Genomic DNA, 18,875 nt, shown 5'->3' on the forward strand with positions numbered 1-18,875 from the left:
TGCCCTGCGCCCCCCCCCTGTCGGGGGGGCGCGGGGGGGGGGGGGGGGGGCCGCCCCCCCCCCCGCGCCCCGGGGGGGCCCCCCCCCCCCCCGGGGGGGGCCCGGGGGGGGGCGGCCCCCCCCCGGGCGCTGGTCGGCTCTTGTCGAGTCGTTCACTGCTACGTGCAGCCTCTCACTGGTGGAGGGTCAGGTCCGTCACGCGATCGCGTCGACGGCGCCCAGCACCTTCTGCTTGAACGCCTCGGGCAGCGAGACGTAGCCGGCCTCCTCCAGCTGCGCGGCGTCCGCGTTGGCGGCGACGGTCAGCACGGCCTTCACGGCCTTGGCGGTCTCCGGGTCGTAGCCCTTCGAGCAGACGATCTCGTAGGTGTTGAGCACGATCGGGTAGACGCCCGGCTGCTTGTTGCCGTAGATCGAGTCGAGGTCGACCCGCAGGTCGTGGCCCTCGCCCTCGACCTTGGCCCCGTCGATGGCCTTGCCGACGTTCTCGGTGGTCAGGTCGACCGGGCCGGCACCGCCGTCGATCTTGGCGATGCCGAGGCCGAGGTTCTTCGGGAAGGACCACTCGACGTAGGTGATGGCACCCGGGGTGGCCTTGACGGACTGGGCGACCTGGTCGCTCCCCTCGCGACCCTGGCCGATGCCCGGCCCCGACTGGAACTGCTTGCCCTCGCCCTTCCAGGCGCCGCCGGTCGCGGTGCTGAGGTACTTCTGGAAGTTGTCCGAGGTGCCGGACTCGTCGGAGCGGAAGAACGGGACGACGGCGAGGTCCGGCAGCTGCTTGCCGGGGTTCAGCGCGGCGACCGCCGGGTCGTTCCAGTTCTTGATCTGGCCCTGGTAGATCTTCGCGATCACGTCGGCGTTGAGCACCAGGTCGTCAACGCCTTCGACGTTGTAGGACACCGCGATGGGGCCGAAGACCATCGGGATGTTCCACGCCGGGTTGCCCTGGCAGCGCTCGGCGGCCTTGGCGACCTCGCCGTCGGCCTCGTCCAGCGGCGAGTCGGAGCCGCCGAAGTCGATCTGCCCGGCGGTGAAGGCGGCGACGCCCTTGCCGGAGCCGGACTTGGTGTAGTTGAGTTGCTGGCCTTCGCAGGCGATGCCGTAGTCGCGGGCGAACACGTCCATGGCGTTCTTCTGCGCGGAGGAACCTTCGGCGGAGACCGGCTTGGTGCCGCAGTCGACGTTCAGCCCGGCCAGCGCCGGGTTGCCGCCGCCCTGGGGAACGTTCTGGTCGGTGCCGCAGGCGGACAGCACGAGCGTGCCGGCCGCGAAGAATCCGAGCGCAGCACTGTGCCGCTTGATCTTCACTTCGTTCCTCCAGATCAGGGAAACACCGTGGGCGCGGCGCGCTGCCGCTCGTCTCCGAACGCTAAGCAGTGGGAGTGGATTCGCGCCATGCAACGGGTGAACGCGAAGTGAACAAGGCACGCTAAGTAAGCAGCGCCACGTTCCAACGGGTGACCGTCCACCATCTCGTGATCCAGGCGTTCGCAATCAGTGATCCAGACGGAGGGGGCGGATCACCGCCCGAACTGCACGTCCAGATCGGTGCGCTCGAAGCCCAGGCGCTGGTAGACCTTGATCGCGGGAGCGTTGTCGCCCTCGACGTAGAGCAGGACCTCCGCGCAGCCGGCCGCACGCAGGTGGCGCAGCCCGGCCGCGGTCAGCACCTTCCCCAGGCCACTACCCTGCGTGTCCGGATCCACGCCGACGACGTACACCTCGCCGCGCCCGTCCGGGTGGACCTTCGTCCAGTGGAAACCCAGCAGGCGGTCCTGCGGGTCCACTGCGAGGAAGAAGCCGGCCGCGTCGAACCAGTCCTCCGCTTCCTTCTCGCGCAGATCCGCCTCGCTCATCGCGCCCTGTTCCGGGTGCCATCGGAACGCTCGGTGATTGACCTCGACGACGGCGGCCTCGTCGGAGCCGGGCCGGAACGCGCGGATCGACACGCCGCCGGGCGCCGGGGCCTCCGGCAGTTCGGCGTCGGCGAGCCGCAGCCCCATCCGCCACAGCTCGCGCGGGCGGGCGAAGCCGAACCGCTCCGCCAGCCGCAGCGCACCCGGGTGCTCGCCGTGCGACCAGATCCGCAACCGGCCGGTGTCCTCGCCCGCGCCCTCCACCGGCAGGTCGGCGCGCTCCAGCAGCGCCCGCACCAGCCGGGTGCCGACGCCGCCGCGGCGCTGCGCCGGGTGCACGGCGAGCTCGGCGACCAGCAGGCCGGCCGCCTCGTCCGCGGTGTCCAGGTGCGCGTAGCCGAGCAGCTCGTCCGCCGCGTTCCGCACCACGAAGTGCTCGGAGCGGACGTCCGCCTGCACCGGCTCGATCTGCTGCGCCACGTCGCGGTGCGCGCGCAACCGCATGAGCACGTGCTCGCCCGCGGGCGCCACCCCGTCGGCCTCCGCGGCCGCGTCGAGCAGCGCCACCACCTCGGCCACCTCGGCCTGGTCCAGTCCGTTCCGCCACGTCAGCTGCACGGGCCCGACGTTACCCACCGAACCCCGCCCGGCACACGTGACGAACTCGGCACGACACCCCGGCGGGGCCGAATCCCGCGCCCGCCCGGATCTCGTCCGCCGGAACATCCCGCCGCCCGGTGGCACGATCACCAGGCCGCAGAACCACCCCACCGGCTGTCCTCGTGCGCGGGCTCGGACCGTCGCCCCCCGTCGGCCGAGCCCTCCGCCCCTGAGCCCGGGAGGAGGGCGGACCTAGACCGGCCGACACCGCCCCCGCAGCTCGGCGCGGCGGGGGCGGTGCGGCGGTGTCGGCTCAGGAGTGGGCGGCGATGATGGCTTCGGCCGCTTCGACGGCGCCGGAGGTGGCGGGCTGCTGCGGCTGGGCGGAGCGGGCGGGGCGGACGAACTTGTAGCCCACGTTGCGCACCGTGCCGATCATCGAGTCGTACTCGGCGCCGAGCTTCGCCCGCAGCCGCCGCACGTGCACGTCGACCGTGCGGGTGCCGCCGAAGAAGTCGTAGCCCCACACCTCCTGCAGCAGCTGCGCGCGGGTGAACACCCGTCCCGCGTGCTGCGCCAGGTACTTGAGCAGCTCGAACTCCTTGTAGGTGAGCTCCAGCGCCCGCCCCTTCAGCCGTGCCGTGTAGGTGGCCTCCTCGATCACGAGGTCGCCGACCGACAGCGAACCGTCGGCGGTGGCGCTCTCCCCGGCCCGGCGGGTGGTGAGCAGCCGCATCCGGGCGTCCACCTCGGCGGGGCCGCTGGTCGGCAGCAGGATGTCGTCCACACCCCACTCGGCGCTGATGGTGACGAGCCCGCCCTCGTTGACGATCGCGATCACCGGGGCGTCCCCGGCGGCGAGGACGCGGCACAGGTCCCTGGCTCCGGCCAGGTCGGTGCGGGCGTCGACGAGCACCACGTCGTGCGTCCCGGCGGAGAGGATCGCTCCGGGGTCGGGGGGCAGGACGCGCACCCGGTGCGGCAGCAGTGCCAGTGCGGGCAGTGCGGCTTCACCGTTCAGATCGCTGGTCAGCAGCAGCAGTTCGGAACTCATGTGGGGGTGCCTCCCGTCCCAGGGCCATCACCGAAGCGGCGGCTCGCGGAGGCCGACCGGACGGCGCGACAGACCGGACGACCCGGCTTCGTTGCCTGTGGATGCCGAGCACAATACCCCTCATGAGCACGAAAACCCCAGGTGAACCGGACGGCATCACATTTGTGAAGGCAACGCGAACCCGTGTTGCGCCGATGTTTCGGCCGACGCCGATCACGCTCTCGACCTCGGACGGGGTGCGGCTGCGCGGGCAGTACCTGAGCGGCCCGGGCAGCGCCGGAGTGGCGTTCGCGGTCGGGCACGGCTTCACCAACCACGTCCGGAAACCGGCGGTGCGGGCGGTGCTGCGGCGGCTCGCCGAGCACGGGGCGGTGCTCGCCGTGGACTTCCGCGGGCACGGGCGCTCCGGCGGAGCAAGCTCGGTCGGCCCCGCCGAGGTCGCGGACATGTCGGCGGCGCTGGAACGGCTCCGCGAGCTCGGGCACCGGCGGGTGGTGAGCGTCGGGTTCTCGCTCGGCGGCGCGGTCGCGCTGCGCCAGGCCGCGCTGGCCGGACCGGCGGAGCGGCCGGACGCGATGATCTCGGTGAGCGGGCCCGCGCGCTGGTGGGTGCGGGACACCCCGGCGATGCGGCGGGTGCACTGGCTGCTGGAGCAGCCGCACGGCCGGTGGGCGGCACGGCTGCTGGGCGTGCGCCTCGGCGAGGAGTGGGCCGAGGTCCCGGCCTCGCCGATCGAACTGGCACCGCTGCTCGCGCCGACCCCGGCGCTGCTGGTGCACGGCACCGACGACCACTACTTCCCGGTGTCCGACGCGGAGGCCCTGCACGCGGCGGCCGGTGGCGAGCTGTGGCTGGAGCGGGGCATGCGGCACGCGGAGAGCGCGACCACCCCGGAGCTGGTGGACCGGATGGCGCGCTGGGCCCGCACCGCCGTCGAGCGGTGCGCCGAGCGCGGTTGAGCGGGCGTTCCGGGGGATGTTGTCCAGGACACCTGTCGGCGTCCGGTGCTCAGGTGCGAAGGTGAACCGCACCGGATCACCCCGACCACGCCATCCGCTCACGAGAGAAACGGACCGCCCGCGGTGAAGAAGCTCGTCGTCACGCTGCTCCTCGTCCTCGGCCTGCTGGTCGTCGCCGACTACGGCGCGGCGTCGATCGCCGAGTACCAGGTGTCGCAGCAGGTCCGCGAGCAGCTGGAGCTCGACGAGGACCCGTCGGTGCGGGTGCACGGCTTCCCGTTCCTCACCCAGGCCGTCGCCGGGGACTACCGGGACGTGGAGCTCGCGGCGAAGGCCGTCCGCGTCGGCCGGCTCAGCGAGCTCGGCGTCGAGGCGAACCTGCACCACGCGCGCGTCCCGCTGAGCGACGTCGTCGGGGGCACCGCGAACGAGATCCAGGTGGACGAGCTGGTCGGCCGGGTGAAGCTGAAGGCCTCCGACGTGGGGCGCTTCATCGGCATCACCGACCTGACGATCAACCCGGCGCCGAAGGACGCCCTCGACGAACCGGCGGACGACGCCAACGAGGGTTCCAGCGGCACCGCCGGGACGGGGACGAGCGATCGGAGCCGCGCGAAGGTGGCGCTGGACGGGTCGCTGGACATCGCGGGCAACGACGTGCGGGTGAAGGTGATCGCGGTGCTGTCGCTGCTCAACGGCCAGCTCACCATCGAACCGAAGAAGCTGGACATCGCCGACCAGGCGCTGTCGGACATCCCGCTCGGCGACGTCTTCGAGAAGTCGATCCTGCAGCAGTTCACCACCACCATCGACCCGGGCGTGCTGCCGTTCGAGGTGCGGCCCACCGCGGTGCGGGTGGAGCGCGGCGCGCTGGTCATGGAGGGCACCGCGGAGGACGTGACGATCGGCGCCGGCGGGGTGACCACGGGATGACCGGCTGGATCGTGCTACTGGTCGTGGTCGCCGCGACGCTCGCGTTCGGCGTCTGGTGGCGTTCCCGCGAAGGCCGGGTGCGGCCGGCGAGCGGGCGGCTCGGGGCGGCGGGCGCGGACCGCGGCGCGACCGCCACCGAGGACGATCGCGGCTCCGGGAAGACCGGCGAGCCCGCGGGCGTTGCACCCGACGTGTCCGACCACCTGCCCGAAGGCCTGCGCACCCGGCTCGGCGACCTCGGCGGAGCCGGGGTGACGCTGCTGCAGCTGTCCACCACGTTCTGCGCGCCGTGCAGGCACACCCGGATCCTGCTGGCCGACCTGGCGCAGCGCACCGAGGGGATGCGGCACGTCGAAGTGGACCTCACCGACCACCCCGAGTGGTCGACGCCGCTGCGGGTGCACCGCACGCCGACGACGCTGGCGCTGGACGCCGCCGGGCGGGAGCTGTTCCGGGTCGGCGGCGTGCCCCGCCGCGACGAGCTCACCGCCGCGCTGCGCCCGCACCTGCCATGATCGCCCGGATGCTGGGAAACCCGGTGGGCGCCGCGTCCGGCGATCTCCGCCACACCACCCGACACGTGCCCCGCACCGACGTTGAGCTGCGGGTTCTCGGCCGCGCGTCGATGCGGCAGACCGAGCGGTGCGTCTCACCCAGTGAACGTTCTTCCCGCCGATCGGTCGGGACGGGTAGCCTCCGAGCCGTGCGCGTACTGCTGACCCGACGGCGCGCGGTGGACTTCTGCCGCGTGGGCAGCAGCCTGTGTCCGGAGCGCTGACCGGGCGGTGAACGATGCGCGCGGCGCTCGCGGTGGAACCTTCCCCGCGCAGCAGCCCGCATCCCGCACCGCCGGCCGGGCCGGGCGATCAGCCGGTTCCCGAGCTCCGGTCCACCCTGTCGGTCCAGCCAACGGAGGATGCCCATGCCCGCCACCCTCGACCCGCGCGGAATCCGCTTCACCGCCGCCATCACCAGCGTGATCCTGGCCATCGGCCTGGTCACCGGGAGCTGGCGGGTGCTCGCGGTGCAGACGGTCCTGTTCGCGCTGTGCGCCTTCGTCGGCATGGGCCTGAACCCGTGGGGCGCGGTGTACCGCTCGGCGGTGGCGCCGCGGCTGCGCGCCATCCCGGAGTCGGAGCGGGAGTCGCCGGCGCCGGTGCGCTTCTCGCAGGGGGTCGGGTTCGCGTTCGCGGTGGTCGCCACCGCCGGATACGCCTTGGAGTGGACGACGCTCGGCATGGTCGCCAACGCGCTGGCCTTGGTCGCGGCGCTGTTGAACGCGGCGTTCGGCTACTGCCTGGGCTGCCAGCTGTACCTGGTGCTGCGCCGGTTCGGGCCGGTGAAGCAGGAGGCCCGCTGATGGGCCCGCAACACACGTGCAAGGAACGAGAACGAGAAGGAGTCGCTCGATGAGCCGTGCAGAGGTCCTGGTCTCCACCGATTGGGCCGAACAGAACCTGAACACCGACAAGGTCGTGTTCGCCGAGGTGGACGAGGACACGACCGCCTACGACGGCGGCCACATCCCGGGCGCCATCAAGCTGGACTGGCGCAACGACCTGCAGGATCACGTGCGCCGCGACTTCGTCAGCCGGGAGGGCTTCGAGAAGCTGCTCTCCGCCAAGGGCATCTCGAACGACGACACCGTGATCCTCTACGGCGGCAACAACAACTGGTTCGCCGCCTACGCCTACTGGTACTTCAAGCTCTACGGCCACTCGGACGTGAAGCTGCTCGACGGCGGGCGCAAGAAGTGGGAGCTCGACGGCCGCCAGCTGGTCAAGGACGAGCCGAACCGCGGCGCCACCAGCTACCAGGCGCAGGACCCCGACACCTCGATCCGCGCGTTCCGCGACGAGGTCGTCGACGCGATCGGCACCAAGAACCTGGTGGACGTGCGCTCCCCCGACGAGTTCGCGGGCAAGCTGGTCGCCCCCGCGCACCTGCCGCAGGAGTCGGCGCAGCGCGCCGGGCACATCCCGCAGGCGGTGAACGTCCCGTGGAGCAAGACCGCCAACGAGGACGGCACCTTCAAGTCCGACGACGACCTCAAGAAGATCTACGCCGAGGCCGGGCTGGACGACTCGAAGGACACCATCGCCTACTGCCGCATCGGCGAGCGCTCCTCGCACAGCTGGTTCGTGCTCCGCGAGCTGCTGGGGCACGCGAACGTGAAGAACTACGACGGTTCCTGGACCGAGTACGGCTCGCTGGTGGGCGTGCCGGTCGCGAACCCGAGCCAACAGGAGGCGTGACATGAGCCTGGACGGATGCGGTGCGCCGCAGCAGGGGGCGACGGCCGTCGCCGAGGACACCGATCAGGTCGTGGTGACCGGCAAGGTGCGCTCCGGCGCGGCTCCGGTCGGCGGGGCGTTCGTGCGACTGCTGGACGCGACCGGGGAGTTCACCGCCGAGGTCGTGTCCTCGGCGGAGGGCGACTTCCGGTTCTACGCGGCTCCCGGGTCGTGGACGGTGCGCGCGCTGCACCGCGACGGCAAGGGCCAGTCGGACGTGTCCGCGTCCGGTCCCGGCGTGCACCCGGTGGACATCGCGGTCGCCTGATCCCGACCGCTCCCGGAGGGCCGGTACCCCGCGCGGGTACCGGCCCTCCGGCGTTCGCGGGGGTCAGACCTTCGTGGAGCGCAGCAGCGCGAAGGCGCGCTCGTCCCGGTCGGGGGGGGCCGGCTCGGAGCCGTCCGCGCAGCCGACGGTGGTGAACTCGACGATCTCCCAGCCGGTGCGCGCGAACAGCCGCTTCAGCCCGGTCTCGGAGAAGATCCAGAAGTTGGTGGCGTCGTCGTTCGCCTCCGCCGGGTCCAGCAGGTACGCCACCGGCTGCTCCCGCAGCGGCGTGCCGTCCGGTGCCTGCCGCGCGACCCGGGTGGACAGGAAGCACAGCTCGGCCCGCTGGGCCAGCGCCTCCAGCACGTAGAACGGGTTCTTCAGGTGGTAGAGCAGCCCCAGGAAGAACACCGCCCCGTAGTGCTGCGCGGGCAGCGCGAACTGCGAGTCGAGGTCGATCTCGTGCACCCGCACCTCGGAGGACAGCTCCTCGACGAGCCGCCGCGCCCCGCGCAGTCCGTTGAAGTTCGTCGGCGGGTTGTCCACCACGTCCACCGAGCAGCCCAGCTCGTGCTCCAGGAAGAACCCGAAGTCGCCGTCGGCGGCACCGATGTCGGCGATCCGGCTGCCCGCGATCCGGTCGAACACCTGCCGCTGCGGGCCGGTGAGCAGCCGGTCCAGGTGGAAGATGTTCGCCATCGTGTCGTACGGGTACCAGTCGAACTCGGCGGGAGCGATCTTCTCCTTGCGCGCGAGCAGCTCCTCGCGGAAGGCCAGCGCGCGTTCGCGCAGCGTGTCGAAATCGGTCATGTCGGCCCGGTTCCCCCCAGTTCTGGCGGTCTGCTGCCTGCGAATCATGCCCGACGCCACACCCCACGTGGTGCGCGCGGTGGTTATCCTTTGCGCGTGGAACTCATACCTTTCCTGCACTACGGCCTCGTCACGCTGCTCGGCATCGCCACGGTGATGGTCCTGTGGTTCGCCGGGTACGTGCTGTACCGGCTGTACAACGACTGACCCGCGGCGGTTCGCGCGCGGGTGCCGCGGGTAATCTCCGAACGATGAGCACGACGTCCAACCAGCCGGAGCCCGGCAGCGGCGACGCGGCCGTGCAGGCCGCCGCGGAGCGCGCCGAGAAGACCCGGTCCCGCAACGTTCCGACCTTCGACGACCTGCCCGGCGTCGGTGACACCGCGAACCTGCGCGAGGGTCCCGACCTGAACAGCGCGTGCTTGATGCTGCTGCCGCTGGTCGGGGTGTGGCGCGGCGAGGGCGAGGCGTCGCACCCGTCGCTGGACGAGAGCTACCGGTTCCTGCAGCAGGTCACCTTCGCCCACGACGGGCGCCCGTTCCTCTACTACGAGAGCAGGGCGTGGCGGCTCGACGGCGAGGGCGGTTCCGTGGTGGAGCCCGCGTTCCGCGAGGTCGGCTTCTGGCGGCCGCAGCCGGACGACACGATCGAACTGCTGCTGGTGCACAGCTCCGGCGTCTCGGAGATGTTCTTCGGGCAACCGCGGGGCAAGACGACCTGGGAGCTGTCCACGGACGCGGTGATCCGCACCCCCACCGGCGAGGACGCGACGGCGGCGAGCCGGCTCTACGGCGTCGTCGACGGGTCGCTGGCCTACGTGGAGGAGCGCGCGACCTCGGAGCACGAGCTGCAGCCGCGGCTGTCGGCGAAGCTGGAGCGCATCGTCGGCTGACGTCCCCTCGATCTCGCACGTGCCCCGCGGTGCCGCACCGCGGGGCACGTCGCGCTTCAGTACAGCGATTCGTAGCGGCCGGTGAGCTCCCGGGTCAGCTCCGGATCGACCGCCAGCGGGACCCCGTCGAGCGCGTTCACCGGGGTGATGAGCCGGACGCTGGAGGTCATCCACACGCCGTCCGCGGTGCGCAGCTCCGCCTGGTCGAACGGTTCGACCCGCGTCTCCCAACCGGCCTTCTCGGCGGCGCGGAACAGCGCGCCCTGCGTGGTGCCGGGCAGGATCCCGGTGCTCGGCGGCGGGGTGCGCAGCGTCCGGCCGCGGGCGATGACGACCGCCGACGTGGGGCCTTCGAGCACCGAGCCGTCGGTGGCGGTGAAGATGACCTCGTCGGCGCCGCGGCGTTCCGCTTCGCGCAGCGCGGCCATGTTCGTCGCGTACGACAGCGTCTTCGCCGACAGCAGCAGCCACGGCGCCCGTTCCTTGAGGTCGGGCGCGATCCCGCGGTCGAGGGTGACCGCCGAGACGCCGTCCTGGCGCTTGCGCAGCGTGTCGGCGCCGACCGAGGACCCGGTGGCGAAGCCGGTGGGGGTGCCGTCGCCGCCGTCGACGCCGCGGCTGCACACGAGCTTGAGGGCCATCTCGCGCTCGGCTTCCCAAGGCCACGCGTCGATCACCGCTCGGGTGGCGCGCTCCCACACCTCGCGCGGCGGGGCGGGCAGGTCCAGCAGCGCGGCCGAGCGCTCCAGGCGGTCCAGGTGCGGGCCCAGCTCCCGCGGTTCCCGCGCCACCACCAAGATCGTTTCGAAGATTCCGTCGCCGCGGGTGACCGACAGGTCGTCGGCGCGCATCAGCGGCGCCTCCGGATCGGCCAAGGTCCCGTCCAGCAGTGCCAGTACACGCATACCCGCAGCCTAGGCGCCCTGCCGCGGGCCGGTGCCGCGCAGGGGTGGGCCCCGGCGGGCGGGCCCGGTCCCGCGATCAGCGGCGGCACCCGCCGTCCGCGCGAGGGGAGTTCGCGGACGGATGCCGGGGGTGCGGGGCATACGATCGGAGGCGAGCCGCCGCCTTCGAGCACAGGAGCCAGCAGTGGGTGAGAAGGGATCGCTGCGCACCACACTGCACCGGCACGGCCTGCGGGTCACCCCGCAGCGCCAGCTGGTGCTCGATGCCGTGCGCGAACTGGGGCACGCGACCCCCGAGCAGGTGTGCCGCCAGGTGCGGGACACCGCGCACGCGGTGAACATCACGACGATCTACCGTGCCCTGGACGTGCTGGAGGAGATCGGGTTGGTGCGCCACACCCACCTCGGGCACGGCGCTCCCACGTACTCGGCGGACGAGCACGAGCACGTGCACCTGGTGTGCCACCGGTGCGGGGAGATCGACGAGGTGCCGTGCGACCTGCTCGACGACCTCGCGGAGCTGCTGCGGCGGCGGCGCGGGTTCGAGCTGGACGCCACGCACCTGGCGCTGTCGGGGACGTGCCGCGCGTGCCGCGGCCCCGAGGGCGCCGACCATCCGGAGCGCGCGGTCGAGGAGACACGATGAACTCACCCCTGCTGGAGCTGCCCGGAGCCGTGGCGGCTCCCGAGGAGGCCTCGCTGGACACCTCGCTCGACGTGGGGGTCGCGTGGCACTTCGGCGACCCGTTCGCCGAGCAGCGGTCGGCGACGCGTTCGGCGGTGGTGGTGGACCGCTCGCACCGCCGGATCATCGCGGTGCCCGGCGAGGAGCGGTTGAGCTGGCTGCACCTGGTGCTCTCGCAGCACCTCACCGAGCTGCCGGAGGGCCGGGGGACCGAGGCGCTGGTGCTGGACAGCCAGGGGCGGGTCGACTGCCACCTGCTGCTCGCGCACCACGACGGCGTCGTCTACCTGGACACCGAGGCGGACGCGCAGGCGTCCAGCGCGCTGCCGTCGATGGGCGTGGACGGCAGGCAGCCGCTGCTGGAGTACCTGGAGGCCATGCGGTTCTGGTCGAAGGTCGAACCGCGCGACGCCTCCGACGAGTTCGCGCTGCTGAGCGTGCTGGGGCCGGACGCGGTGGACCTGCTCGGCAAGGCGGGCGTCACCGACGTGCCGACGAAGCCGTACGAGGTGGCCGGGCTCCCCGGTGGCGGGTTCGCGCGGGCGGTGCCGTTCCGCGGGCTGTACACGGTGGACCTGGTGGTGCCGCGCGAGTCGCTGGTGGACTGGTGGACCCGGGTGACCGATGCGGGGGTGCGCCCGGCGGGCACGATGGCCTACGAGTCGCTGCGCGTGGAGGCGCTGCGGCCGCGGGTCGGCGTGGACACCGACGAGCGGGCGATCCCGCACGAGCTGGGCTGGATCCACACGGCCGCGCACGTCGCGAAGGGCTGCTACCGGGGCCAGGAGACGGTGGCGAAGGTGCACAACGTGGGCAAGCCGCCGCGGCGCATGGTGCTGCTGCACCTGGACGGCTCGGTGGAGATCCGCCCGGAGACCGATGATCCGGTGTGGCACGGCGAGCGCAAGGTGGGCCGGGTCGGTTCGGTGGTGCTGCACCACGAGCTGGGCCCGGTGGCGCTGGCGATGCTGAAGCGGACCGCGCCGGTGGACGTGGAGCTGGTGGCGGGCGATGCCGCGGAGGGCCGGGCGGTGGCCGCCGCGGTCGATCCGGACTCGGTGCCGCCGGACACCGGTGAGCCGCCGGGGCGGATCGCGGCGCAGGGTCTTCGCGGCCGCTGACCCGGTGCCCCCGACCGGCGACCACACCGGGTGATGCTGATGGATTCCGTCACCCTGACAGGGGATATTTGACGGATCGGAACAACTGCGCGGCGCCGCCGGTGTGCCAAGATCACCCCATGACACGGTCGCCGGATCCGACGGGCGCGGTCCTCGCCGTCGCCCCGGCGCGGCCGGGCCGCGACGAGTCCGGTTCCGACGTCGTCGCCCGGTTCGCGCGCACCGCGGCGGACTGCGCCCGCGTCGGCGCCGCCGTGCTGGACCTGGCGCCGGTGCCGGGAGTTCCGCTGGCCGAGCCGGTCCGGGCCGTGCACCGGGCCGGGTTGCTGGCCCGCGTCGCCGCGACTCCCGATGCCACGCCGGCCGAACTGCTGTCGTGCGGTGCGGACGCGCTGTGCGCGCCGCTGGACGCGCCGGCCGAGTTCCTCCGCGAGTTGCGGGCGGGCGTGGCGGAGCGCGGTGCGGCGCTGCACCTCCTGGCCCGCGGAGCGGCGGAGCTGGCGCTGCTGCGGGACGTCCCGGAGCCCGCGCACGTCGTGGTGGTCTTCACCGGTGACGGGCCCGATGCGGTCGCCGCGTTCGCATCCGCAATGGATCAGGTCCCCGCGGGAACCGGCCGCACCGCCGCGGGCGTCGGACCCGCCGGGTTGCCCGTGCTGCTGACCGCGCTGGCCGGTGGTGCGCACGTCCGCATCGGACGCGGCGACACCCCGGACTACGCGCCGGGGACGCCGGCCCGGGACGACGCGCAACTGGTCGCCAGGGCCGCGGGCGTCGCGAAGATCGCGCAGCGGCCGCCGCTGGCGCCGGAGCGCGCCGCCGAACTGCTCGGGATCAAGACGTGATGCGGGAGTACTCGCAGGACATGCACACTGGACGCACCAGCCGCACCGGCCGTCGCGATGCCGCCAGGGCATCGGGTGCCGGTGGGCACGATCGACGGAGGATGGGCACGTGATCGAAGTCCGCCCCGGTGGGCGCCGCCGGATCGACCGGGTCCTGGACCCGGCCTACGCCGACGGGATCGAACAGCGCGAACTGGGCGAGGTCCGCGAACTGCGCGACGAGGCCGCCCAGGAGGAGACCGATCTGTCGTACCTGCGGCGGATGCTGCACGCGCGGATCGACATCGTGCGGGCCGAGCAACGCAGGCGCACCGAGGACGGCTCCGCTTCGGTCGTGGAGCAGCTGGTGAACATCCTCTCCGACAACGCGGTCGGCCCGGCCACCGGTTCCGGCCGCTACCAGACCACCGAGCCGTCGCGGGCCGAAGCGCACCGCAGGCACGTGGAAGCGCTGGTGTCGGACGTGGACCTGTCGAACGTGACCTCGTTGACGGACGCCAAGCTGGACACCGCGCTGGCGGCCTACACCGGCGAGGAGGACTCGGTCTCGCAGCGGCGCCGCGAGGTGCAGGCCGTGGTGGACCGGTTCAACGGCGAGATCGCCCGCCGCTACCGCGAGGGCGCCGCCTCGGTGGACGACCTGCTGGCCGCGGAGCGGGACCGCCCGTGACCGCTCCCGCCCCGCTCGTCGAGCTGGTGCGCGGCGGGCTGCGCGAGGGGGTCCACTTCGGATCGGTGGTCCTGCTGGACGCCGACGGCTCGGTGCTGCGCTCCGCCGGTGACGTGCGGTCGCCGATGTTCCCGCGCTCCACGGTGAAGCCCGCGCAGGCGCTGGCGATGCTGCGCGCCGGGCTGGACCTGCCGGACGACGCGGATTTGGCGCTGGGCGCCTCCTCGCACGACGGGGAGCCCGGGCACGTGGAGCGGGCGCTGGCGCTGCTGCGCCGGCACGGCCTGGACGAGGACGCGCTGCGCTGCCCGCCGGACCTGCCGGGCCACGGACCGACCCGCGAGCACCGGCTGGCCGACGGCATCGGCCCGAGCAGGCTCGCGATGAACTGCTCCGGCAAGCACGCGGCGATGCTGGCGACCTGCGTGCAGCGGGGTTGGCCGGTGGAGAGCTACCTGGATCCGGCGCATCCGCTGCAGCGGGGCGTGCGGGAGGTGATCTCCGAGCTGTCCGGCGATCCGATCGACCTGACCACCGTGGACGGTTGCGGAGCGCCGCTGTTCGCGATCTCGTTGCTCGGGCTGGCCAGGGTGTTCCGCGGCGTGGTGACCGCGGGTGGTGACGCCGGCCGGGTGGCGGACGCGATGCGCGCGCACCCGTGGCTGGTGGCGGGCACGGACCGGGACGACACGGCGCTGATGACCGCGGTGCCGGGGCTGCTGTCGAAGATCGGCGCGGAGGGCGTGCTCGCGTTGGCGCTGCCGGACGGGCGCGCGGCCGCGGTGAAGATCAGCGATGGCGCCTCGCGGGCCCGCGGCCCGGTGGCGGTGGCGGTGCTGCGCGCCTTCGGCGTGCGGGTGGCCGGGGACGAGCTGGACCGCATCGCCGAGCAGCCGGTGCTGGGCGGCGGCGAGCAGGTCGGCGTGCTGCGGGTCATCGCGGGCGCCGTGGACTGAGCAGGAGTGCGGGTCCGCCCGGTACCTCGGAGGTGCCGGGCGTGCTCGTCGTGCGCGCGATCCGCACCGTAGACTCATATTCTGGACTCATTTTCCCACTTCTTGGGAGCAGTGATGGCTGACGTCTACACGCACGGGCACCACGAGAGCGTGCTGCGCTCGCACCGCTGGCGGACCGCGGAGAACTCCGCCGCCTACCTGCTCGCCGACCTGACCCCCGGCGCCGCGGTGCTCGACGTCGGCTGCGGACCAGGCACGATCACCCACGACTTCGCCGAGCGCGTCGCCCCCGGCCACGTCACCGGCGTGGACAACGCCGCCGAGATCGTCGAGCAGGCGAGCGCGGGCGCGCCCGCCAACACCGAGTTCCAGGTGGCCGACGTGTACGCGCTGCCGTTCGCCGACGGCTCCTTCGACGTGGTGCACGCGCACCAGGTGCTGCAACACCTCACCGACCCGGTCGCGGCGCTGCGCGAGATGCGGCGGGTCTGCCGGCCCGGCGGGATCGTCGCCGCCAGGGACGCCGACTACGCGGCGATGACCTGGTATCCGCAGCTGCCCGCGCTCACCGACTGGCTCGACCTGTACCACCGCGTGGCGCGCGGCAACGACGCCGAACCGGACGCCGGGCGGCGGCTGCTCGGGTGGGCGCGGGAAGCCGGGTTCGGCGAGGTCGACGCCACCGCCTCCGCCTGGTGCTTCGCCACCGCCGAGGAACGCACCTGGTGGGGCGGCCTGTGGGCGGACCGGGTGCGGAACTCGTCCTTCGCCACCCAGGCCGTCGAGCGCGGGCTGGCCACCGGCGCCGAACTGGAGCGGCTGAGCGCGGGCTGGCGCGAGTGGATCGACGCCGACGCGGCCTGGTTCGCCGTCCTCAACGGCGAGATCCGCTGCCACCGCTGAGGATCCCTCGCGGCGGGAGAGCGGCAGCGGTCAGTTGTAGCGCTCGCGGGCGGCGAACTCGGACCAGAAGTCGCGCAGCGCCTCGTAGCGCTCGCCGACCTCCACCGTGTCGCCGGACTCCATCGCGTCGATGATCGCGTGCACGTCCTCCGCCGAGGTGTCGGCGTCCAGGTCGCTGTCGCTCATCATCTGCACCAGGCCGCCGTAGTCCAGCTCCACCGCGGAGTGCGGGTGGAACCGCTCCAGCCAGCGACCGGTCTCGCGCAGGATCTTGGTGGGCCCGCCGTCGCCGATGGAGTCCCGCGCGACGGAGTGCGCCCGCGCCACCCGGCGCCGCGCGTCGGCCATCGCGACCCGCCAGCACACCCGGCGGGTGCCGTCCGAGTTCCCGGCCTCCCGCTCCACCGGGTCCACCAGCACGAACCACGGCAGCGGGACGGTCCAGGTGGACGAGAGCACGTGCACCGCGTTCTCGGCGAGCTCGCTGACCACCGCGCTGGCCTGGCTCTTCGCCTTCTCCACCGGCAGGGACAGCACCGCGGAGCGCAGCGGCAGCTCGGCCGCGCCGAGGAAGCCGACCAGCGCCGCAGCGGACCTGCCGCGCAGGTCCAGCGGGCACACCAGCGGGCCGGGGCCGACGGTCGCGGCAGGACCGCTGGGCACGGACTCGGGGTCGAGGGTGAGGACATCACCGGAATGCGCGCCGGTGCCCTCGTCGGGCAGCAGCTTCGGCGGAGCCGACACCTGGGTGCGCAGCCACTGGTCCTGTTCCCTGGTCGCCGCGACGGTCGGTTCCAGCGCTCCCCGCTCCAGGGTCGCGGCCAGCTGCTCGCGCAACGGGGAATCGATCGACGACAAGGGTTCGTACACCCTCAGGTAGGCGACGAACGGTTCAGGCACGCGAGTATCGTGCCATGCGCCCCGATGGTGCCTTCGGCTGCCCGCGTTGGACGGCGAGCCGGGGGCCTCGACGATCGCGGACCGCCGATCCGCGATCTGGGGGGAAGGTCACGCGCGACACGGAGACTCTCCAGGGCACCACGTCGCGTAGAACCGCATCGGCACGGTACGGTAGTTACAGGAAAAGTTGTCGAGATCATGCGGGGTCGCCGTTCCCCTGGCCACCCCGCACACCCTGCGCGAGGGGGTCGAGCCATGGGGCGCGGCCGGGCTAAGGCCAAGCAGACGAAGGTGGCCCGCGAGCTGAAGTACAGCTCCCCCACCATGGACGTCGAGGCATTGCAGCGGGAGCTGTCCACGGAACCGCCTGGCGAATGGTCCGAGGAGGACCGCGACGACACATACGACGACGGGTACGACGACTACCGGCGTTGACGGCACGTGCACACCGGGTGGACGGCTTCAGCTTCGTCCACTCGGTGTTCTGTGTCGCAGGTAGCGTCGTTGCGTTCCCGCAGTCGTTCCGTGGGCGAGAGGCACCAGCTGTGTGGTCCTGTCGAAATCGCCCGGTCGGCGCGCATCCGCTGGATGCGCTCCGTCCGGGCGGAACAGGTCGTGCGGATGTCGGCGAGCGGTGCCGACGGCCTGGTGAGCGCGTGATCGCCGAACACGCCACGAGAACACGAGATGAGTGCGCCGGTCCGCCGGCGCACTTTTTTCGTTCCCGATCGGACTCCGGCGGGCCGGACGAGTAGGGGCCGGTGTGCGGGCCGCCTCTCGGCGGATGGCGCTGCAAGGCTCCAGCCGAACGGTATTCCCTGCAGGCTCGTGATGGAGCCCGGGGGCACGCGCACACCGGCCACCCCGTACAACGGGCGGGTCCACTGCGGAATTCCCGGCTCCGCGAACTTTTCCGGGCGATGCCGGGCCGGGCCAGAGCGGGCCCCGGACGCACCGCGGGGGGCGACCGTGGTGCTCGGTCGCGCCCCGCGGGTCAAGTCCTCAGAAGCGGGGGTGGTTGCCCCGGACGACGACGCGCTGGTCCTCGGCGGCGTCCTCCACCGCGGGCTGCTTGGCGACCTCGCCGAGCACCCAGGCGGGCACGTGGCGCGCGGTCAGCACCGCCAGCGCCCGGTCCACGTCCTCGGCGGTGACGACGGCGACCATGCCGACGCCCATGTTGAAGGTCCGCTCCATCTCCTCGGTCTCGACCCGGCCGCGCTGCGCGATGAGGCCGAACACCGGGTCCGGGGTCCAGCTGCCGCGGTCCAGCACCGCGGTGAGGCCCGCGGGCACCACCCGCGCCAGGTTCGCGGCCAGGCCACCACCGGTGACGTGCGCGAAGGTGCGCACCTCGGTCTCGGCGGCCAGCGCCAGGCAGTCCTTCGCGTAGATGCGGGTCGGCTCCAGCAGCTCCTCGCCGAGGGTGCGGCCGAACTCCTCCACGTGGCCGGTCAGCGGCATCCGGGCCAGCTCCAGCAGCACGTGGCGGGCCAGCGAGTAGCCGTTCGAGTGCAGCCCGGACGAGCCCATGCCGATCACCACGTCGCCGGGCCGGACCTTGTCCGGGCCGAGCATCCCGCTCGCCTCGACGACGCCGACGCCGGTGGCGGAGATGTCGTACTCGCCGGGCGCCATCATGCCCGGGTGCTCCGCGGTCTCCCCGCCGAGCAGGGCGCAACCGGCCTGCAGGCAGCCTTCGGAGACGCCCTTCACCAGGTCGGCGATCCGCTCCGGCACGACCTTGCCGACGGCGATGTAGTCCTGCAGGAACAACGGTTCCGCGCCGCACACCACGAGGTCGTCGACGACCATCGCGACCAGGTCGAGGCCGACCGTGTCGTGCTTGTCCATCGCCTGCGCCACGGCGAGCTTGGTGCCGACGCCGTCGGTGGAGGAGGCCAGCACCGGTTCGGTCCACCGGTCCAGCTTCAGCTGGAAGAGGCCGGCGAAGCCCCCGAGCGAGCCCAGCACTTCCGGCCTGCTCGCCCGCTTCGCCCAGGGCAGCATCTGCTGCACGGCTTCGTCGCCTGCCTCGATGCTCACCCCCGCGTTCGCGTAGGTGGCCTTCTCAGCTTCGGCGGATGAGCCTGCGAGCAGGTCTTCGGACACGACTGACTCCACATCTGGTGTGCGTTCAACGTTGGTGGGCTCGCGGTCGGCGGCGCGAGCGCTGTGGGCCATCCCACAACGGCCCTGCCCCTTGCCTACCACAGGCGT

At 72.7% G+C, this 18,875-nt stretch carries 21 protein-coding genes; 14 read left to right on the forward strand and 7 right to left on the reverse strand.

Features of this window, described 5'->3' with window-relative positions; genetic code table 11:
- Positions 1–195 precede the first annotated feature (195 nt).
- The 3 genes from pstS to LCD35_RS12260 all read right to left on the reverse strand — a co-directional run bounded on the left by pstS (position 196) and on the right by LCD35_RS12260 (position 3,513).
- On the reverse strand, positions 196–1,311 hold the full coding sequence (gene pstS, locus LCD35_RS12250) for a phosphate ABC transporter substrate-binding protein PstS (protein ID WP_224957989.1): 1,116 nt from the start codon (positions 1,309–1,311) through the stop codon (positions 196–198).
- Positions 1,312–1,523: 212 nt separating this feature from the next.
- Positions 1,524–2,477 carry a mycothiol synthase gene (gene mshD / locus LCD35_RS12255; RefSeq protein ID WP_308011321.1) on the reverse strand — a complete coding sequence of 318 codons (954 nt, stop codon included), beginning with the start codon at positions 2,475–2,477 and terminating at the stop codon, positions 1,524–1,526.
- Between the two features lie 295 nt (positions 2,478–2,772).
- On the reverse strand, positions 2,773–3,513 hold the full coding sequence (locus LCD35_RS12260) for a response regulator transcription factor (RefSeq protein ID WP_224957990.1): 741 nt from the start codon (positions 3,511–3,513) through the stop codon (positions 2,773–2,775).
- A 194-nt stretch (positions 3,514–3,707) separates the two neighbouring features.
- Here LCD35_RS12260 and LCD35_RS12265 point away from each other — a divergent pair, with 194 nt between their 5' ends.
- From LCD35_RS12265 to LCD35_RS12290, 6 genes are all read left to right on the forward strand, one after another.
- Positions 3,708–4,472 (forward strand): alpha/beta hydrolase, encoded by a 765-nt coding sequence (locus tag LCD35_RS12265; protein ID WP_224978141.1) that lies wholly within the window; start codon positions 3,708–3,710, stop codon positions 4,470–4,472.
- A gap of 123 nt (positions 4,473–4,595) precedes the next feature.
- A complete protein-coding gene (locus LCD35_RS12270) occupies positions 4,596–5,405 on the forward strand; it encodes an LmeA family phospholipid-binding protein (RefSeq protein WP_224967713.1) in 810 nt (269 codons plus the stop codon).
- The gene (locus LCD35_RS12275; RefSeq protein WP_224967711.1) at positions 5,402–5,920 is read left to right on the forward strand and encodes a thioredoxin family protein; all 519 of its coding nucleotides are present in this window, start codon (positions 5,402–5,404) and stop codon (positions 5,918–5,920) included. Before LCD35_RS12270 ends, LCD35_RS12275 begins: the two co-directional genes overlap by 4 nt.
- Positions 5,921–6,321: 401 nt before the next feature.
- On the forward strand, positions 6,322–6,765 hold the full coding sequence (locus tag LCD35_RS12280) for a DUF4395 domain-containing protein (RefSeq protein ID WP_374108071.1): 444 nt from the start codon (positions 6,322–6,324) through the stop codon (positions 6,763–6,765).
- A 49-nt stretch (positions 6,766–6,814) separates the two neighbouring features.
- Entirely contained in the window at positions 6,815–7,660 is an 846-nt protein-coding gene (locus LCD35_RS12285; protein WP_224957996.1) for a sulfurtransferase, read from the forward strand.
- 1 nt (position 7,661) lies between these two features.
- Complete coding sequence (locus LCD35_RS12290) at positions 7,662–7,967, forward strand: DUF1416 domain-containing protein (protein ID WP_224957997.1); 306 nt, start codon at positions 7,662–7,664, stop codon at positions 7,965–7,967.
- Positions 7,968–8,030: 63 nt separating this feature from the next.
- Here LCD35_RS12290 and LCD35_RS12295 read toward each other — a convergent pair whose 3' ends face one another.
- The gene (locus tag LCD35_RS12295) at positions 8,031–8,777 is read right to left on the reverse strand and encodes a methyltransferase domain-containing protein (protein WP_224957998.1); all 747 of its coding nucleotides are present in this window, start codon (positions 8,775–8,777) and stop codon (positions 8,031–8,033) included.
- Positions 8,778–9,028: 251 nt separating this feature from the next.
- Here LCD35_RS12295 and LCD35_RS12300 point away from each other — a divergent pair, with 251 nt between their 5' ends.
- The gene (locus tag LCD35_RS12300; protein ID WP_224957999.1) at positions 9,029–9,670 is read left to right on the forward strand and encodes an FABP family protein; all 642 of its coding nucleotides are present in this window, start codon (positions 9,029–9,031) and stop codon (positions 9,668–9,670) included.
- 56 nt (positions 9,671–9,726) lie between these two features.
- Here the strand turns inward: LCD35_RS12300 and LCD35_RS12305 are convergent, their stop codons facing one another.
- A complete protein-coding gene (locus tag LCD35_RS12305; protein ID WP_225044219.1) occupies positions 9,727–10,575 on the reverse strand; it encodes an aminodeoxychorismate lyase in 849 nt (282 codons plus the stop codon).
- Between the two features lie 184 nt (positions 10,576–10,759).
- Between LCD35_RS12305 and LCD35_RS12310 the strand changes: the two genes are divergently transcribed.
- From LCD35_RS12310 to LCD35_RS12335, 6 genes are all read left to right on the forward strand, one after another.
- Positions 10,760–11,221, forward strand: a complete 462-nt coding sequence (locus LCD35_RS12310) for a Fur family transcriptional regulator (protein ID WP_224958001.1) — start codon at positions 10,760–10,762, stop codon at positions 11,219–11,221.
- The gene (locus LCD35_RS12315) at positions 11,218–12,381 is read left to right on the forward strand and encodes a folate-binding protein YgfZ (RefSeq protein ID WP_225044220.1); all 1,164 of its coding nucleotides are present in this window, start codon (positions 11,218–11,220) and stop codon (positions 12,379–12,381) included. Before LCD35_RS12310 ends, LCD35_RS12315 begins: the two co-directional genes overlap by 4 nt.
- A 119-nt stretch (positions 12,382–12,500) precedes the next feature.
- On the forward strand, positions 12,501–13,226 hold the full coding sequence (locus LCD35_RS12320; protein ID WP_225044221.1) for a 3-keto-5-aminohexanoate cleavage protein: 726 nt from the start codon (positions 12,501–12,503) through the stop codon (positions 13,224–13,226).
- A gap of 109 nt (positions 13,227–13,335) precedes the next feature.
- Positions 13,336–13,896, forward strand: a complete 561-nt coding sequence (locus LCD35_RS12325; RefSeq protein ID WP_224958004.1) for an aerial mycelium formation protein — start codon at positions 13,336–13,338, stop codon at positions 13,894–13,896.
- Positions 13,893–14,852, forward strand: a complete 960-nt coding sequence (locus LCD35_RS12330; RefSeq protein ID WP_224958005.1) for an asparaginase — start codon at positions 13,893–13,895, stop codon at positions 14,850–14,852. The genes LCD35_RS12325 and LCD35_RS12330 overlap by 4 nt, the downstream gene beginning before the upstream one ends.
- Before the next feature lie 114 nt (positions 14,853–14,966).
- The gene (locus tag LCD35_RS12335) at positions 14,967–15,755 is read left to right on the forward strand and encodes a methyltransferase domain-containing protein (protein ID WP_225044222.1); all 789 of its coding nucleotides are present in this window, start codon (positions 14,967–14,969) and stop codon (positions 15,753–15,755) included.
- 30 nt (positions 15,756–15,785) lie between these two features.
- On the opposite strand, the gene LCD35_RS12340 is transcribed toward LCD35_RS12335, so the two are convergent.
- Positions 15,786–16,655, reverse strand: coding sequence for a hypothetical protein (locus LCD35_RS12340; protein ID WP_224958009.1), 870 nt, complete (start codon positions 16,653–16,655; stop codon positions 15,786–15,788).
- Between the two features lie 255 nt (positions 16,656–16,910).
- Between LCD35_RS12340 and LCD35_RS12345 the strand changes: the two genes are divergently transcribed.
- The gene (locus tag LCD35_RS12345; RefSeq protein WP_224958010.1) at positions 16,911–17,090 is read left to right on the forward strand and encodes a DUF3073 domain-containing protein; all 180 of its coding nucleotides are present in this window, start codon (positions 16,911–16,913) and stop codon (positions 17,088–17,090) included.
- 567 nt (positions 17,091–17,657) lie between these two features.
- Here the strand turns inward: LCD35_RS12345 and purM are convergent.
- Positions 17,658–18,767, reverse strand: coding sequence for a phosphoribosylformylglycinamidine cyclo-ligase (purM, locus tag LCD35_RS12350; RefSeq protein WP_224958011.1), 1,110 nt, complete (start codon positions 18,765–18,767; stop codon positions 17,658–17,660).
- Between the last annotated feature and the right edge of the window lie 108 nt (positions 18,768–18,875).

The organism is Saccharopolyspora sp. 6V, assembly GCF_020176785.1.
GTDB lineage: Bacteria > Actinomycetota > Actinomycetes > Mycobacteriales > Pseudonocardiaceae > Saccharopolyspora_C > Saccharopolyspora_C gregorii.

Bases quoted from the DNA above. Each gene is read 5' to 3' on its own strand.
- LCD35_RS12305 (WP_225044219.1), bottom strand. From the start codon at position 10,575: ATGCGTGTACTGGCACTGCTGGACGGGACCTTGGCCGATCCGGAGGCG.
- LCD35_RS12335 (WP_225044222.1), top strand. From the start codon at position 14,967: ATGGCTGACGTCTACACGCACGGGCACCACGAGAGCGTGCTGCGCTCG.
- LCD35_RS12320 (WP_225044221.1), top strand. From the start codon at position 12,501: ATGACACGGTCGCCGGATCCGACGGGCGCGGTCCTCGCCGTCGCCCCG.
- LCD35_RS12315 (WP_225044220.1), top strand. From the start codon at position 11,218: ATGAACTCACCCCTGCTGGAGCTGCCCGGAGCCGTGGCGGCTCCCGAG.
- LCD35_RS12260 (WP_224957990.1), bottom strand. From the start codon at position 3,513: ATGAGTTCCGAACTGCTGCTGCTGACCAGCGATCTGAACGGTGAAGCC.
- LCD35_RS12275 (WP_224967711.1), top strand. From the start codon at position 5,402: ATGACCGGCTGGATCGTGCTACTGGTCGTGGTCGCCGCGACGCTCGCG.
- LCD35_RS12290 (WP_224957997.1), top strand. From the start codon at position 7,662: ATGAGCCTGGACGGATGCGGTGCGCCGCAGCAGGGGGCGACGGCCGTC.
- LCD35_RS12285 (WP_224957996.1), top strand. From the start codon at position 6,815: ATGAGCCGTGCAGAGGTCCTGGTCTCCACCGATTGGGCCGAACAGAAC.
- LCD35_RS12280 (WP_374108071.1), top strand. From the start codon at position 6,322: ATGCCCATGCCCGCCACCCTCGACCCGCGCGGAATCCGCTTCACCGCC.
- LCD35_RS12295 (WP_224957998.1), bottom strand. From the start codon at position 8,777: ATGACCGATTTCGACACGCTGCGCGAACGCGCGCTGGCCTTCCGCGAG.
- LCD35_RS12345 (WP_224958010.1), top strand. From the start codon at position 16,911: ATGGGGCGCGGCCGGGCTAAGGCCAAGCAGACGAAGGTGGCCCGCGAG.
- LCD35_RS12265 (WP_224978141.1), top strand. From the start codon at position 3,708: ATGTTTCGGCCGACGCCGATCACGCTCTCGACCTCGGACGGGGTGCGG.
- LCD35_RS12300 (WP_224957999.1), top strand. From the start codon at position 9,029: ATGAGCACGACGTCCAACCAGCCGGAGCCCGGCAGCGGCGACGCGGCC.